This window comes from Pseudodesulfovibrio piezophilus C1TLV30 (assembly GCF_000341895.1).
In the GTDB taxonomy this organism is placed as follows: Bacteria; Desulfobacterota; Desulfovibrionia; order Desulfovibrionales; family Desulfovibrionaceae; genus Pseudodesulfovibrio; species Pseudodesulfovibrio piezophilus.
This window is the reverse complement of the sequence record NC_020409.1, coordinates 547800-563411: the sequence shown is the minus strand read 5'-3', so window position 1 is coordinate 563411 and position 15612 is coordinate 547800. Positions and strand designations below refer to the sequence as shown.

The following is a 15612-nucleotide window of genomic DNA, read 5'->3' as shown; positions in this document are numbered from 1 at the left end:
GCGGTTTTGTTACAGCAAACCAAGTTTTTTCAAATGAATTTCCAGGCAGGATATGGCAGCAGGAGTCACTCCGGAAATTCGACTGGCTTGTCCGAGTGTCATTGGGCGCACGTGTGTCAACTTTTCACGAACTTCAGTTGTTAACCCTGTAATTGTGGAATAATCGATATTATCAGGAAGAGAAATTTTATCAAAAGTTATAAACTTGGCAACGAGTTCCTTCTGTTTAACAAGGTAGCCGGCATATCGGGTTTGAATCTCGGCTTCTTGCAGAACCTCTTGTTCGATTGTCTCCAGTTCAGGGAAAAAGGGATATAATTTTTCAATAGCCATATTGGGCTGACGGAGGAGGGCTGCGAGTTCCACAGCTTTACCCGGCACAGCAGCGCCTATTTCTTCGATTAATTTTCGTGTGGGGAGATTTGGCGTAATACGGATAGATTGTAATCCTTCAAGAACTGTGGACATCTGTTTTTTCTTAGCAGAATATCGATCCCACTGAGGGGTGTTTACCAATCCTCTTTGCCGGCCTATGGGGGTCAGGCGCTCATCTGCATTCCCCTCTCTGAGCAAAAGTCTATGTTCAGCTCTTGAGGTAAACATTCTGTAGGGTTCCATGGTGCCTTTTGTGACCAGGTCGTCAACAAGGACAGCCATGTAAGCCTGATCTCTTGAGAGTAAAAAGGGAGCCTCACTGCGATGTTTTGCTACGATATTCAAAGAAGCCCATAAACCTTGTGCTGCTGCTTCTTCATAACCAGAAGTTCCATTAATCTGGCCGGCAAGATACAACCCTGAAAGGTGTTTTGTCTCAAGAGTTGGCTTGAGTTGGGTGGGATAAACATAGTCGTATTCAATGGCATATCCGGGGCGAACTATCTGCGCATTTTCCAGCCCCACGATTGCCGATATCATTTTTTTCTGAATATCGAAGGGAAGGCTGGTAGGAATACCACTTGGATACATTTCCGGATGATTTAACCCTTCTGGTTCAATGAAGACTTGATGTCTGTCTTTTTCCGGAAAGCGAGCGACTTTATCTTCAATGGAGGGGCAGTATCGTGCTCCGATTCCTTCAATAACACCTGTAAACATTGGAGAGCGATCAAAGCCAGAGCGAATAACTTCATGCGCGACTGGATTGGTATAGGTCAAATAGCAGGGAACCTGTGGAAGTGGGACCGTTTTATTACGAAAGCTGAATGGTGTCGGCGGAGTATCTCCGGGCTGAATCTCCATTTTGTCGAAATCGATAGACTCTTTAAGCAATCGTGGGGTTGTACCGGTCTTGAGTCGCCCCAATTGTAAACCAATATCTCGAAGTGAATCGGAAAGAGTCAGCGAAGCTGGATCTCCTAGGCGACCACCGCTAAAGTTATCAAGACCAACATGGATCAGCCCTTTGAGAAACGTACCGGTTGTCAGCAAAACACTCCGGGCGTGTATTTCTTCTCCCAACCGTGTGACAACCCCTGTGACTTCCCCCTTTGCGGTCATTAAAGTACTGGCCGTATCTTGGAATACCCATAGATTCTTTTGATTGAAAATAGAATGTTGAACGACTCGCATATACTCAGCACGATCAATTTGAGCGCGACTGGAGCGAACTGCCGGACCTTTTCGCGTATTAAGGATACGAAACTGAATGCCCGCAGCATCGGCCCATAGGCCCATCATGCCACCAAGCGCATCGATCTCCTTTACCATATGACCTTTTGCAAGCCCGCCTATGGCGGGATTGCAGGAAAGATGGCCAATCCGATCGGCATTAATTGTTAGCAAGAGGGTGTCTAGTCCAAGTCGCGAAGCAGCCATAGCTGCTTCACAGCCCGCGTGCCCAGCACCCACAACAATAAGATCAAACTTCTTGGGAAAAGGGGCTTTCATTCGTATCCTGACTCGCTATAGAAAGCTTAAGAAATGAGAATGTCAGCGATGACTTTCGCATCTCCGAGTGTACTTTTTATGGATGCTGATTCATTAGGCTGGTGAGCGTTATGATTGAGAGTTGCCCAGACTACAGCCTGAAATCCTTTCCGGCGTAAAAAGGCTGCTACAGTGCCACCACCAACGCCAACAGGGCGGGGATTGTTTTTATATATCCTTTTGACACTGGTTATGACTTTTTGAACAATTTCACTTTCTACAGGAGTGGCCGGAGCGGCCTGTTCACGCATAGGGACTTCATAGGAGATGGTAACTCCATATTCCTGCGCTACTTCCTGCCCGAATTCCTTGATTTTATTTAAGACATCGTCAAGATCATATTCCGGCATGACTCTGCAATCAATGTAGAAAATGTCCCGTCCAGGAATGGTGTTGACATTGGTAACATTGGCTTCTTTCATGGTTGGCTGGAAAGTGGACCTTGGTGGGTTGTATATTGGATCTTCAGCGTTGAATATCTCTTCCAATTTCTTTATTTTGAGAATAAAAGCTGCAGCAGGGACCAGGGTGTTTATCCCTTCATCCGGAGTCGAGGCGTGACATTGCTTGCCATCAATAACGACTTTAAGCCAAAACATTGATTTCTCGGCAACTTCGACCATTTCAGATTGAGGTTCCCCAAAGTCTGGCACTAAAAAAAGATCAGTCGTTTTAAACAGCTCGGCATGATGCTCTACCAAATAATCCAAGCCATAGACTGACCCTGTTTCCTCATCTGCAACAAACAAGAGACCAAAGTTGATCTCTGGCGTAACATTATGATCAAGCAGAGCTTGGGCTGCCAAGAGAGAGGAGACAATGCCTTGTTGATTATCTTCAACACCTCTTCCGTAAATCATATCCCCATCGCGAACTAGCTCATAAGGATTCGAGTTCCACAGGGATTCATCTCCTGGAGGAACAACGTCAATATGGGAAATCACCCAGAGCGTTTTTTCTGTGTTTTTTCCTGGAATAATACCTGCAATATTGGGGCGATATCCACAAGAGACATCCTTTGCAGGAGTATTCAGTTCACGAATTTCGGGAACTCCAATGGATTTGAGTTTTGTCAGTAGAAAATCGGCTTTATCTTTTTCCCCATCGCCACCGTTAATAGGTCCGAGAGCTGGCAAAGCCGTAAGAGATGATTGAAGTGTCACCACCTCTTCAGCTTGTTGATCAAGAGTACTGAAAATTATATCCATTGATTCCTCCCAAAGTTTGGTACTGTACAGCGTACCTTATGAAATTCCTCATATAAACAAAAAAAGGCGGGGACTTGCCCCGCCTTTAATTTGAGAGAATGATTTCTAACGTCCGCGTGCGGCGCGTTTGGATGCTTTCAGCGGGTTAACTTTAACTTTACCAGTCTTATCCACTTCAGCACGGACGTGGGTTGCAAAGTTGCAGACGCCATGTGCCCATTTACGTTCAGGTTGTGCGTAGGTGGGACAGTAATTGTCACCTTCGACAGCTGCGACGCGTTCACAGCCCTCACATTTCTCAACGATAGGTTCCATCACAACGCCTTTGTAAGTCAAACCAGCGTCGGTCTTGACTGCGCCTTCCAGGGAAATAACTTTTGTCTTGGCCATAGTATGCCTTCCTCCTAAAAATGATACGGCTAATGAATGCCCGGAGGCATTGAAATCTTATTTTGGTGCAAGAGCAGAATTCGATATGCACCCAGCATGGGTGTTGTCAAGTTTTTTTAGACTTTTTTTGTGTGTCAATCATCCTTAAAATCCATTTTTTTGCTTCTAACACCTCGTTATTCAAATCTTTTATAGAAATAGTCGTGAAATTGCCATCGCGATATAAAATTTTCCCAGCCACCATCGTCATCGATACTTCCATCCCTGTGGCTGCATATGCAAGGTGTGAAACCGAACTATACATCGGCAACAGATTGGGGCTTGAAATGTCAAGTGCGACGAGATCTGCTGGATGGTTTATTGCGATCTGTCCAAGCTCTGGCCATCCAAGGCAGATTGCTGAGTTACGGGTAGCCATGTCCAATACAGTCTGTGCTCCTATAGCAGAAGCATCTCTATGTCTAATCTTTCCCAGAAGGGCGGCAAAAGCCATTTCGCGGAAAAGATTCAACTGGTTATTGCTGGAAGCTCCATCCGTCCCCAATCCAACGGTTATTCCCACATCAAGCATTTTTTGTATCGGCGCAATCCCGGAGCAGAGTTTCAAATTTGAGACTGGATTATGAACAACACAGACATCATTTTCCGCTAAAAGTTCTATTTCAGCATCAGTAATATCCACACAATGATGAAGAACTGTTCTTTTACAAAGAAGCCCCAACGTATCGAGCAATTTTACAGGTCGTAAGCCGTATCTTTTGAGACATTGGTTAGTCTCGACAGCAGATTCTGCAAGATGAATTTGCCATGGAATTTGAAGCTGTTCAGCGAGTTCAAAACTCCCTTGTAATTCATCAGGCTTAACAGTAAAAACTGCATGTGGAGTCACCGCAGTTCTCACGAGATCGCTATTGTTAAAGTACTCCTTGAGCTTTCTGTTTTGTTCCCAGCAATCATTCGCCGTGGCAAACATAGGAGAAGGAAAGCTGAAAAAACCTTCTCCCAATACGGCCCGTATACCAGAACTTTCAGCTATATCACCAGTAACTTGTTCATGAAAATATCCATTGAGGAATGCAGTACAGCCAGTGCGAATCAATTCGGCACAGCCGACTTGCGCTCCGACTTTCAAGAGTTCCTGCGTTAACTGTCTTTCGACGGGCCAAATATGTTTTTCAAGCCACTCCATTAAAGGAAGGTCATCAGCCATTCCTCTAAAGAGAGTCATCGGTAGGTGCGTGTGAGCATTGATCAAGCCTGGTAGTACTATTTTCCCGGAAAGATCAAGCTTCTGAGTTGAAGAAAAGGAACTTTCAATTTCTGCAAAAGTACCGACACCACAGATGTAGCCATTAAGGATAGCTATCCCACCATCTTGAATAATACGACGTGTTTCATCCTGTGTAACAATTTCATCGGCTTTAATAATGGTGTCGCATTGTACGATCTCAGAGGAATGGGAATGGCTCATGACATCAAAGTTTAGTCGATATTTTTGATAGTTTCACGCAAAAGTGCGACAACTTTTTCCACATTGCCTTGAAAGACTTTGAGGATCTCATCCCAGGTTACCGGGGCTTCATCTTCCTTCCAACAGTCATAATCTGTGCTCATGGCTACCGCAGCATACGGAATGCCAGCTTCATTCGCCAGGAGACATTCTGGAGCGACACTCATATTAATGACATCTGCCCCCCATTGGCGAAACATTTTGGATTCGGCACGCGTGGAAAATCGAGACCCTTCAATTGTGATAACAGTCCCTTTTGTGTGATGTGTAATATTAAGAGATTGGCACCCTTGGGTGAGTAATTTCCTTAATTTGGCGTCAAAAGGATCAGCCATTCCTGTATGAACGGCACCATGGGAAGGGAACTCCTCATAAAAAGAAACATCCCTGCGGCGTGTAAAATCGATGAATTGATCGAGAATGACAAGGTGGCCTCGATCAATCTTTTCTCGCAAAGAACCGCACGCAGTGGTTGCTAGAATCATATCACAGCCGACTTCCTGAAGCGCTTTGATGTTTGCACGATAATTGACAAAAGTCGGAGGTACGGTGTGTGCCCGTCCGTGTCTTGCCAAAATCACGACCTCTTTGCCTTCTATTTTGCCACTTTTTAGCATTGAAGAGGGAGTGCCATATTGCGTTGTTACATCGAGGTCTTGCGCGTCTGAGAGGATATCAGGGTTATCCAAACCACTGCCACCGATTATACCTATTTGGGTCATACAACTACCTTTAATTAATTTCGATCAAGAAACTGTGTTCCTGTCCCGCCTCTTCGAGAATCCGGTCTCCGTCAAGAAAGCCAAGTTGGATCACGAACCCGCATCCAACGATATCACCTCCGGCATCTTTTACGAGTTTGAGCATCCCCTCAGCAGTCCCGCCCGTAGCGAGGAGATCATCTATCACAAGTATCTTTTCACCAGGCTCAATGGCATCTTCATGTATACAGAGAGTGTCTGTTCCGTATTCAAGATCGTATGTAACACATCTATTCTTATATGGTAGCTTGCCGGGTTTTCTGACCGGGACAAAGCCGATACCCATTTTATAGGCAAGTGGAGCACCAAAGATAAAACCTCGGGCTTCGGCTGCAACTATTTTAGTGGCTCCAGAGTCCTTGAATTTCTCAGCAAGGCTGTCGATTGCATAGCGAAAGGCTTCCGGAGTGCTTAGAATTGGTGCAATATCAAAAAAAACGATTCCTTCTTTGGGATAATCTGGAATATCCCGCACATAGTCTCTTAAATTCATTTAATTCCTCCTGTAGGTGAATTCCGATGTCTCATACGGTTTATCCAGATATCGTGTCAATGATGTTGCACAGTGCATGGTCTTCGGCTAGTTGTCTGCCTCACGGAGAATATCTTATGACTGAATCGAACAATGTACATCGAGCTAAAAAAAGTCTCGGACAGAATTTTTTGCAAGACCAGAATATTTGTCGGAGGATCGTCGAGGCCATCGCTCCGCAGAAGAGCGACTTCATAATTGAAATAGGGCCAGGACAAGGGGCGTTAACTTCATTCATTAAGTCAAACAATCCTACAAAATTTATGGTGCTGGAATTAGATGACGAATTAGCCTCTAGGCTTGAATCGAAATATCCTGACATTGAAGTTGTCCGTACAGATGCTCTTAAGTATTCTTGGGAATCTTTAGCTCACCTAGGACCCTGTAAAATAATTGGTAATCTTCCATACAATGTCGGGTCAAAGCTCATTTGGGATATAGTGAGCCAAGTCACGTCGCTTCAGCACGCCGTTTTTATGGTTCAACATGAAGTCGCACTTCGGTTAACTGCGACTCCTGGGAATAAGGCATATGGAGGGCTTACAGCATGGGTGAACAATTTTGCGAACACCCGCTATTTATTCAAGGTTCCTCCAACCGTTTTCCGCCCAAGGCCAAAAGTTGATTCTGCTGTGGTATCTTTTACACCACTTCCACGTTCTCAGTGGCCAGCAAATCCAACGAATCTTTCGTTGTTAATAAAAATGCTTTTTCAGAAGCGGCGAAAGCAATTATCGACAATTCTCAAAAAACATTGGTCGGAAGAGGTTGACCTGTGGTTTGAAAATGAAAAGGTCAAACCGGAAGCGCGACCTGAGACTCTCACTCCCCAACAATTCTTGGGGCTATCGCAATGCGTGTGTATCAAAAAATCGTAGAGATCGGTTTCAAGGGCTTTTGGGAATAAAGATAAGCGCGAAAGGTCCATATAGCGTAGTTTTTTTCTGTTTTTTAGGTCGTCGGGCTAGACACAAATTGAAACTTCAATTAAAGGCCAAGAGGAAAGTTGTTAGGAAAAGAAGTGTGTACGAATGTTTCTTTGAATCTATTTGCACTTCACGCGATACTTTAGGTTAATCTTATTGAGGAGGATGGACTGATGACAAAGGCTGAGTTGGTAGACAAAATTGCTGAGAAGGCCAATATGACCAAAGCACATGCCGAGCGTGCATTGAATGCCTTTTTGGAGACAGTTGAGGGAACACTTGTGAGTGAGGGGAAACTCACATTGACGGGGTTTGGAACTTTCATTGTTGACGAGCGGAAAGCTCGAGTTGGCCGCAACCCCCGGACTGGTGCTGAGATTAAGATCGAAGCTACTAAGGTTGTTAAATTTCGTCCTGGCAAAATCCTTAAGGATGCAGTTAAGTAATCAGGAGTTGAGATATGATTCACGGTGAAACAGTACACAGTTCCCTGCCTATGGATCTCCCATGGTGGATGCCTGATCATTTTGTTTTCTTTGGCGTACTTTATGTTGTTCTGGGAGTTCTTGGAGCAGGTTTAGCTTATACCATAATTAAATCTTGGTGTGATTCGAAAAAAGCACAACATTAAGCGTGTCTTTTATTTTTTTTTAGCCTGCTCTCCATGGGAAGCAGGCTCTCTTTTAGTCTCTTAATGAGAGAGAGTTTTTCATTATCTTTGAAAAAAAGTTTTTTTTGAGTTGCTTTTTCTCTTCAGTCAGTTTATCTAACTTCTCCTATTTCGCTAGCCCACCATTTGAGTGGGCAGTTCACCGAGGAGGTGATTTACTTTGCCCGGCGTTTACTTAGATGACAGTGATAACTTCGACATTTCTCTGCGACGTTTTAAGAAGCAGGTTGAAAAAGCAGGAATTCTTTCCGAGTTGAAGAAGCGTCAACATTACGAAAAGCCAAGTGTGCAGAAGAAGAAAAAGAAAGCTGCCGCCAAAAAAAGGCTTGCCAAAAAAATGCGCAAAATGCGTGGAATGTAGAATGAGTCTATCAAAGAAAATAGACAAAGACTACATTGAGGCTTACAAAGCCAAAGCTACGGTCAAAGTGGCCGTCTTGAGGCATCTCAAGACGGCCATCAAAAATCGTTTGGTTGATGCTCAATGTGATTCTTTGTCCGATGATGAAGTTCTTGAGTTGATTACTAAGCAGGTAAAACAACGTAAGGATTCTTTTGAGCAATATACCAGCGCAGGCCGGGATGATCTTGCAAAAATTGAAGCCGAAGAGTTGACGGCTCTTGAGCAGTACATGCCGAGGCAGCTTTCAGATGATGAACTCTCAGAGATAGTTGATCAGTTCATTGTTGAGGTCGGAGCTGTTGACGCTCGGGATATGGGCAAGGTGATGGGAGCTGTTCTCGCAGCTTACAAAGGGCAAGTTGATGGCAAAAAAGCCAGCAACTTGGTCAAGTCCAAACTTGTTTCCTGACACTCCTAAAATCTCAATGACTCACATGGAGTCCAGAACCTACCAGGTCCTAGAGTTTCCGAAAATTCTCGGAGCGCTGGCTAGTTTTGCTGTTTCTGAAGCAGGGGCGTCGGCTTGTCTTAACCTGCGCCCTTATCCTGAAATAGAGCAGGTTTGGCAGGCAACCACACTTTTTGAGCAAGCCGCAGCCTGGAATGCCGAATCCGATTTTGTCATAAAACCCTTTCCTGACCTTCAGGGGCTTTTTGACTATCTTGAAAAACAAAATGGTGTTTTGGATCAAGATGGACTTTTTGCCTTGAAGCAAGCGCTTGATCTCGTCAAAGCTTCTCGCGAATCTTTATCTTTTTACGAAGAGAGAGGATGGGAATTCCTTTGGGGTATTTTTTTTGGATACGAATGGCCTGTCAAGACTATGTCCGCAATAGGGCGATGTCTGGATATGGAAGGGGCTATCAAGGATGAAAGTTCTCCAGGCCTTCTTTCTGTCAGGCAGGAAATCAGATCCATACACCAACGCTGCACCAAAAGGGTGAAAGAGTTTATCCTGCGTGAGAATATGGGACAGGCATTACAGGATGAATTCATAACCATTGCATCCGATAGATATGTTCTTCCCTTGAAAGTTAATTTCAAGAATAAAACACAGGGCATTATTCACGACTATTCACAAACAGGTGAAACTTGTTATTTTGAGCCTGTTTTTCTTGTTGAAACGAATAATCGGCTACAGGAACTCAAGAGAGAAGAGAGAGAAGAAGAGTACCGTGTTTTGGCATATCTTACGGATCTTGTCAGACAAGAAAAAAATAATATTTTTGAAGCCTATAAAGGGCTTGTGCAACTTGATGTTTTGCTGGCAAAAGTCGCCCTTGCCAGTCGTATTGATGGAAGAACTTTGGAAATGACTGAAGAAGGTGAGCCGAAGTTGATCAAGGCAAGACATCCTTTGATCGCGCTTGCAGATGATTCTGTCCAACCGTTGTCTATCGAACTACTCCAGGGCCAAAGCGCGTTGATTGTGAGCGGGGGAAATGCGGGGGGGAAGACCGTTTGCTTGAAAACTTTGGGGCTTATTACTTTAATGGCCCTGACAGGTCTTCCTGTACCGGTAGCGGAAGGAAGTCGCTTGCCTATGTGGACCGATATTTTTGTCGTTATGGGTGATGAGCAATCACTTGAAGAAAATGTTTCGACATTTACGGCGCAAATCCAGTACCTCAAGCGTGTTTGGGATAAGGTCGGTCCTCAAACTCTTTTTATTCTTGATGAGTTTGGTGCTGGAACGGACCCTACTCAGGGCGCAGCCCTTGCTCAAGCCGTTATTGATTCTCTCGTGGAACGGAAGGCGATAACGCTTATTGCCACACATTTTCCTGCATTGAAAGCTTATGCGATGGCAATGGACTCAGTCCGTGCTGCCAGTGTGTTATTTGACCCTAGTACAAAGCGACCGTTGTATAAACTCGCCTATGATCAGGTGGGAGCTTCCATTGCTCTTGATGTAGCTCGAGAGCATGGTTTACCTGTTTCAATTTTGGAACGAGCTGAAAAATATTTATTATTGGATGGCTCTGATACTTCTCATGTTCTGGATAAACTGAATAAGATTGCCGTGGAGAGAGAAGGTGCTTTAACTGCTCTTGAAAAAGAGCGAGCTAAGATGGAGCGAAAGCGGGCTCAACTTCAAACTCAATTTGAAAAAGAACACGGGCAACTTCTTGATAAGATTCAAGGACAGGCGCAAGATGTTGTCAAGAAGTGGCAGGCAGATAAATTAGGACATAAAGAAGCTCGGAAGCAACTGGCGCGAGTTCGTGAAAAAGCAGAAGAATTGTCACCGCTTTCTCAAAAGCCACCAACAATATTCAGCTTTGAAGATCTAGTACCGGGGTTAGAGGTCGCTTATTTGGCATGGGATAAATCAGGAACAGTTCTTGAGGTCAATGCAAAAAAGAAGCAGGCAAAAGTTGATATTGGTGGAGTTGCGATGTGGGTCAAAGCCCAACACCTTGGACCTGCTCGAAAAAACAAATCAGTCAGTTCTCCTCTGAAAAACAATTCAAAAATTTCATCGGACCTCGTCGTTGAAGTTGATTTGAGAGGTAATAGGGCAGATATGGCTTTGGCTGAATTGGAACGAGCCATGGATAATGCTCTTCAAAAAGGAGCTGGTAAAATTGAGATTATACATGGACGAGGGACAGGGGCATTACGTCGAGAAGTTCATGGTTTTTTAAAATATTATCCATCAGTTGCAAGCTTTTCTCTTGCCAATGAAGAACATGGCGGAGATGGTATGACCGAAGTAATTCTCAAGTAGCCGACCCATGTCGGCGTGGAGGCGCGCTATGGATAGAAGTGCTGTGGAGGCTATAAAGGCCAAACTCAGCATTGCGGATATAGTTCGCCGTTATGTTGACCTGAAGCCTGTTTCAGGCCGGTGGATGGGAGCATGTCCATTCCATCAGGAAACGAAGCCCTCGATGTCTGTGAATGATGAGGAAGGCTTCTTTTATTGTTTTGGCTGTCAGGCCTCTGGCGATGTCATAGATTTTTACTCGCGAATCAATGGGCTTGATTTTCGACAGTCGCTTGAACAACTTGCAGGGGAAGCTGGGATTGAACTATCTCATGTTCCTCATGACCCCCATGTTGCAGAACGTAAGGCACGAAAAAAAAGGCTTTACGATATGCATGAGGAATCAAAAAAATATTTTCAGCGAAATTTGAGCATTTCGACAGGAGATATAGCAAGGCGATATCTCCGCAATCGAGGCCTAACTCAAGAGATTATAGAGAAGTTTTGTTTAGGATTTAGTCCAGCTGATTGGCATGGCTTAGATAATTACATACAGTCAAAAGGATGGACATCTGAGCAGGGTGTTGAAGGTGGGCTATTATCTAAAAATGACAAAGGGAAGATATATGACCGCTTTAGGGGACGACTGATTTTTCCCATTCAAGATTTATCAGGCAAGGTCATTGCTTTTGGTGGCAGAATAATTACAGATGGAGAACCGAAGTATCTCAATAGTTCTGATACTCCGATCTATAAAAAAGGTGACCACCTTTATGGTTTGAGTTTAGCTCGCTCTACCATGACGAGAACAAAGCGTGCAATTTTGACTGAGGGGTATATGGATGTCATTTCGCTTCACCAGTTTGGATATACAGATTCCTGTGGAGTACTTGGGACGGCATTAACTTCGGAACAAGTTAAAAAACTTGCTGGATTCTGTTCTCGAATTGACCTTATTTTCGATGGTGATGGAGCTGGACGAAAGGCTGCATTGAAAAGTAGTCGAATGATATTGCTTCAAGGAGTAGCCTGCAAAGTCGTTCTCATGCCCGAAGGAGAAGATGTAGACAGTTTACTGCAAACGAAGGGCGTGGAAGGGCTTGAAGTATGTATGAATGACGCTCCGGCTGGGTTGCAATTTTGTATGAATACTTTGCGTACCGAGTTTGCACCACGGGAGATCATTGCTTGGGCCAAAAGTTTTTTAGCCGAATTATCCGACAATTCTCTTAAGGCCTACTACTTGCCTCGCATTGCAGACGGATTGGGATTGGCAGAGGCCGATTTTAGACGGGATACAGGAATCTCCAGCCCTGCTAAGAGGACTCTGCCACGTACAGAACAGTCCTCACACCATCAAAGCGATCCGATACAGCCTTTTTTTCAGCAGGGCAAGGAAGATAAAGATGATAGTTACTTTTTGAAATTTCCAATTCAGTATCCGGATTATATTCCGGCGCTGGTGGAAAAAGGTTTTGAGCGTATTTTATGCACTGATTGGGCGAAGGCTTTGTGGGAAAAGCTTGTCAATGTGCAGCACGGACACATATTGGGCCTGCTGAATAATCAAGAAAAGAGCTTTTACATTAAAAGTCGAGAAGAAGTGCATGAATCTATACTCTCTGGGCGTGAATTACTGGACGAATGGGAACATATCTGCAATAAAATTGCGATTGGGCAAAATAAGCATACTAGACGTCAGCTTAAGGAAGCCTTACATCAGGCTCAACTCAGCGGCGATCGGCAGCGAATAAACGAATGTTTTCGGGCTTTGGAAGAATCTCTCAGGAGGGACGATGAGCAACATTAAGGAAATCCAGCATATCAAGACTCTTATCGCTGAAGGTAAGAAAAAAGGATTCCTGACCTACGATGAATTGAGCAAGGCTTTACCGGCCGACTACAATTCGGCTGAACAATTGGAAGAAATCCATGCTATTTTTGAGCAGATGGGTATCGCTCTTGTAGACGCTGATGGCAACGAAAAGAAATTTGAAGCCGATGACAAAGATCTTAAGTTGACGGAAAAGGATGAAGATTCAGCCGATTATGCATCAAGGAGTACTGATCCTGTTCGTATGTATCTTCGTGAGATGGGAGCTGTTCCTCTTCTTGACCGAGAAGGGGAAGTAGTCATTGCCAAGAAGATTGAAAATGGTGAATTGGATGTTTTGTATTCCCTTATTGAAGTTCCGGTAGCCGTTGAAGAGTTAGTTGCTGTTGGCGAAGACCTTGAAGAAGGGCGAGTCAAACTCAAAGATGTCGTTAAGACCATTGAAGAAGACGATCCAAGTGAAGATGAAATGAACCAGCGTCAGCGCGTCATTCATCTTTTGGCTGAAGTCAAGAAACTCTACAAGAAAAAACGCAAACTTTACGATAAGCTAGACTATTGTGCCAATCTGGATAAACGAGTTTACGGTGTCCAGAAAGACATTCTTGGCTATAAAGATGAAGTCGTCACACGTTTGCGTGACATAAAGCTCGAAAAAACTCTGATTGATCGTATTATTGAGACTGTTAATGATTATGTGCGGCAAATGCATAATTGTCAGCGGGATCTTTCTGCTTATATTCTTTCTGTCGGGCAGACCAAAAGTGAAATAGAAGAATTATTTAAGAAAGTGGATGACCGTGAAACCAATCCTGTTGTCGCTGCGGATGTTCTCGGCATGACAGTTGAAGAGTTCTTTTCTTTCAAAGAAATGCTCGCAGGAAAACTGGAGATAATGAATCGTCTTCAAGATAAATGCTGCCACTCGGTCCATGATCTTGAGGAAGTTTTATGGCGCATCAAGCGAGGAAATCAGTCAGCCATGCGCGCTAAGCAGGAATTGATTCGTGCAAACCTGCGTCTGGTTGTTTCCATAGCCAAAAAATATACAAACCGTGGGCTTCAATTTCTTGATCTTATTCAGGAAGGAAATATTGGGCTTATGAAGGCTGTGGACAAATTCGAGTACCAGCGAGGATATAAGTTCTCAACCTATGCTACATGGTGGATAAGACAGGCTATTACGCGTGCTATTGCTGATCAGGCGAGGACGATTCGTATTCCTGTGCATATGATCGAAACCATAAATAAACTTATCAGAACTTCTCGGTATTTGGTGCAGGAACTTGGACGAGATCCTTCTCCTGAGGAAATTGCGGAACGTATGGATTACCCCCTTGAGAAAGTCAAAAAAGTTCTCAAGATTGCCAAAGAACCAATCTCACTTGAGACTCCAATTGGCGACGAAGAAGATTCGAGCTTGGGAGATTTCATAGAAGATAAGAAAGCGACTGCGCCGGCTGAAGAAGTGGTGTCAACCAAGCTGGGAGAACAGATCGCATCGGTTCTTTCTGATCTGACACCGAGAGAAGAGCAGGTACTGCGAAAACGCTTTGGAATTGGTGAGAAATCTGATCACACCCTTGAGGAAGTCGGGAAGCTCTTTAATGTAACCCGTGAGCGTATACGACAGATTGAAGCGAAAGCATTGCGGAAATTGCGGCATCCTGTCCGCAGTGCTCTTCTCAGGTCTTATTTTGAGAATTAGGAAATATCCTGTTTCTAGGCCGGAAAGAAAACTTTCCGGCCTTTCTTTTTGCCTAAGGGAAGTTCGACAGTGACTCTGGGAACAATTTTAGTAACATTTTCGGTTCCACTTCTAGCAGTTCTTGCTGATTCTGTTTTGGGTGATCCTCAAAATTTTCCACACCCGGTTCGACTGATAGGCAAGATATTGAATTCTTTAGAAAAACTAATACGACGTGTAGAGCTTGATTTGTATATTGCGGGATGGGTAACACTACTTTTACTCACTCTTGGAGCTTGGAGCCTCGTTGCTTTTCTTACAGCACTTCCGTATCTTGGATTTTTGTTATCTATTTATCTGAGTTATGCAGGCTTGGCATTGGGATGTTTAGTTCAAGAAAGTCGAAAAGTTGTTCATCAACTTGAGATTGGAGACTTGAATGGTGCAAGAAAAGAACTGTCGATGTTGGTAAGCCGCGATACGACTACGCTCGATGAAGATGGAATTCGCCAGACTCTTGCAGAGACTTTGAGTGAAAATCTGAATGATGGTTTCGTCGCTCCTTTATTTTATCTCACCCTTCTTGGCCCTGAAGGACTCTGGGTATACAAGGTTGTCAGTACCATGGATTCAATGTGGGGGTACAAGACTGAAAAATATAGGATCCTTGGATACGCCGCAGCTAAAATAGACGATATTCTTGCTTTCTTTCCTGCACGGATAACTGCTTATAGCTTGTTAATGATAGGGAGACTGAGGAAATTACAGTCTGTTCAGGCTGTGCAGTCTTTTCCTTCAGATGCTAGAAAAATGGAAAGCCCCAATGCAGGGTGGCCAATGGCAGCCACGGCTTGGTTATTAGGTGGTCAAATGGGGGGGAGAACCGTTTATTTTGGAGAGATAAAAGAAAAACCTATCCTTGGGCCGAGAGGACAGAAGTGGACAAAAGAAATGATTAGCGAATTGTTTCTTATCAGTAAATCAACGGGCTATCTCGTCTCTTGTCTTTTTATTGTCATACTACCCTGGCTACGATTCCTTTTATAATGAAAGG

15 protein-coding genes are annotated in these 15612 nt (G+C 44.1%); 9 read left to right on the top strand and 6 right to left on the bottom strand.

The annotated features are described in order from the left end of the window. Nucleotides 1-9 precede the first annotated feature (9 nt). From mnmG to BN4_RS02725, 6 genes are all read right to left on the bottom strand, one after another. Nucleotides 10-1887, bottom strand: coding sequence for a tRNA uridine-5-carboxymethylaminomethyl(34) synthesis enzyme MnmG (mnmG, locus tag BN4_RS02750; RefSeq protein ID WP_015413826.1), 1878 nt, complete (start codon nt 1885-1887; stop codon nt 10-12). Nucleotides 1888-1913: 26 nt separating this feature from the next. Continuing rightward, the gene (locus BN4_RS02745) at nt 1914-3134 is read right to left on the bottom strand and encodes a M20 family metallo-hydrolase (protein ID WP_015413825.1); all 1221 of its coding nucleotides are present in this window, start codon (nt 3132-3134) and stop codon (nt 1914-1916) included. A gap of 105 nt (nt 3135-3239) precedes the next feature. Continuing rightward, nucleotides 3240-3524 carry a PxxKW family cysteine-rich protein gene (locus BN4_RS02740; protein WP_015413824.1) on the bottom strand — a complete coding sequence of 95 codons (285 nt, stop codon included), beginning with the start codon at nt 3522-3524 and terminating at the stop codon, nt 3240-3242. Nucleotides 3525-3630: 106 nt separating this feature from the next. Continuing rightward, nucleotides 3631-4995, bottom strand: a complete 1365-nt coding sequence (locus BN4_RS02735; RefSeq protein ID WP_015413823.1) for an amidohydrolase — start codon at nt 4993-4995, stop codon at nt 3631-3633. An 11-nt stretch (nt 4996-5006) separates the two neighbouring features. After that, nucleotides 5007-5756, bottom strand: a complete 750-nt coding sequence (gene mtnP / locus BN4_RS02730) for an S-methyl-5'-thioadenosine phosphorylase (protein WP_015413822.1) — start codon at nt 5754-5756, stop codon at nt 5007-5009. A gap of 10 nt (nt 5757-5766) precedes the next feature. Further along, nucleotides 5767-6288 (bottom strand): adenine phosphoribosyltransferase, encoded by a 522-nt coding sequence (locus tag BN4_RS02725; protein WP_015413821.1) that lies wholly within the window; start codon nt 6286-6288, stop codon nt 5767-5769. Nucleotides 6289-6404: 116 nt separating this feature from the next. Between BN4_RS02725 and rsmA the strand changes: the two genes are divergently transcribed. From rsmA to cbiB, 9 genes are all read left to right on the top strand, one after another. Next, entirely contained in the window at nt 6405-7205 is an 801-nt protein-coding gene (gene rsmA, locus BN4_RS02720) for a 16S rRNA (adenine(1518)-N(6)/adenine(1519)-N(6))-dimethyltransferase RsmA (protein WP_015413820.1), read from the top strand. 221 nt (nt 7206-7426) lie between these two features. Further along, nucleotides 7427-7699 (top strand): HU family DNA-binding protein, encoded by a 273-nt coding sequence (locus BN4_RS02715; RefSeq protein ID WP_015413819.1) that lies wholly within the window; start codon nt 7427-7429, stop codon nt 7697-7699. 14 nt (nt 7700-7713) lie between these two features. Beyond that, nucleotides 7714-7884: a hypothetical protein gene (locus tag BN4_RS17905; protein ID WP_015413818.1), complete on the top strand. Its 171-nt coding sequence runs from the start codon at nt 7714-7716 to the stop codon at nt 7882-7884. A gap of 199 nt (nt 7885-8083) precedes the next feature. After that, nucleotides 8084-8284, top strand: coding sequence for a 30S ribosomal protein S21 (rpsU, locus tag BN4_RS02710; RefSeq protein ID WP_015413817.1), 201 nt, complete (start codon nt 8084-8086; stop codon nt 8282-8284). Nucleotide 8285: 1 nt separating this feature from the next. Continuing rightward, a complete protein-coding gene (locus BN4_RS02705) occupies nt 8286-8735 on the top strand; it encodes a GatB/YqeY domain-containing protein (RefSeq protein ID WP_015413816.1) in 450 nt (149 codons plus the stop codon). A 25-nt stretch (nt 8736-8760) separates the two neighbouring features. After that, on the top strand, nt 8761-11058 hold the full coding sequence (locus BN4_RS02700; protein WP_041720102.1) for an endonuclease MutS2: 2298 nt from the start codon (nt 8761-8763) through the stop codon (nt 11056-11058). Nucleotides 11059-11086: 28 nt separating this feature from the next. Then, complete coding sequence (gene dnaG / locus BN4_RS02695; protein WP_015413814.1) at nt 11087-12847, top strand: DNA primase; 1761 nt, start codon at nt 11087-11089, stop codon at nt 12845-12847. After that, the gene (rpoD, locus tag BN4_RS02690) at nt 12834-14579 is read left to right on the top strand and encodes an RNA polymerase sigma factor RpoD (protein ID WP_015413813.1); all 1746 of its coding nucleotides are present in this window, start codon (nt 12834-12836) and stop codon (nt 14577-14579) included. The genes dnaG and rpoD overlap by 14 nt, the downstream gene beginning before the upstream one ends. A 69-nt stretch (nt 14580-14648) precedes the next feature. Then, the gene (gene cbiB / locus BN4_RS02685; RefSeq protein WP_015413812.1) at nt 14649-15605 is read left to right on the top strand and encodes an adenosylcobinamide-phosphate synthase CbiB; all 957 of its coding nucleotides are present in this window, start codon (nt 14649-14651) and stop codon (nt 15603-15605) included. Nucleotides 15606-15612: the final 7 nt, after the last annotated feature.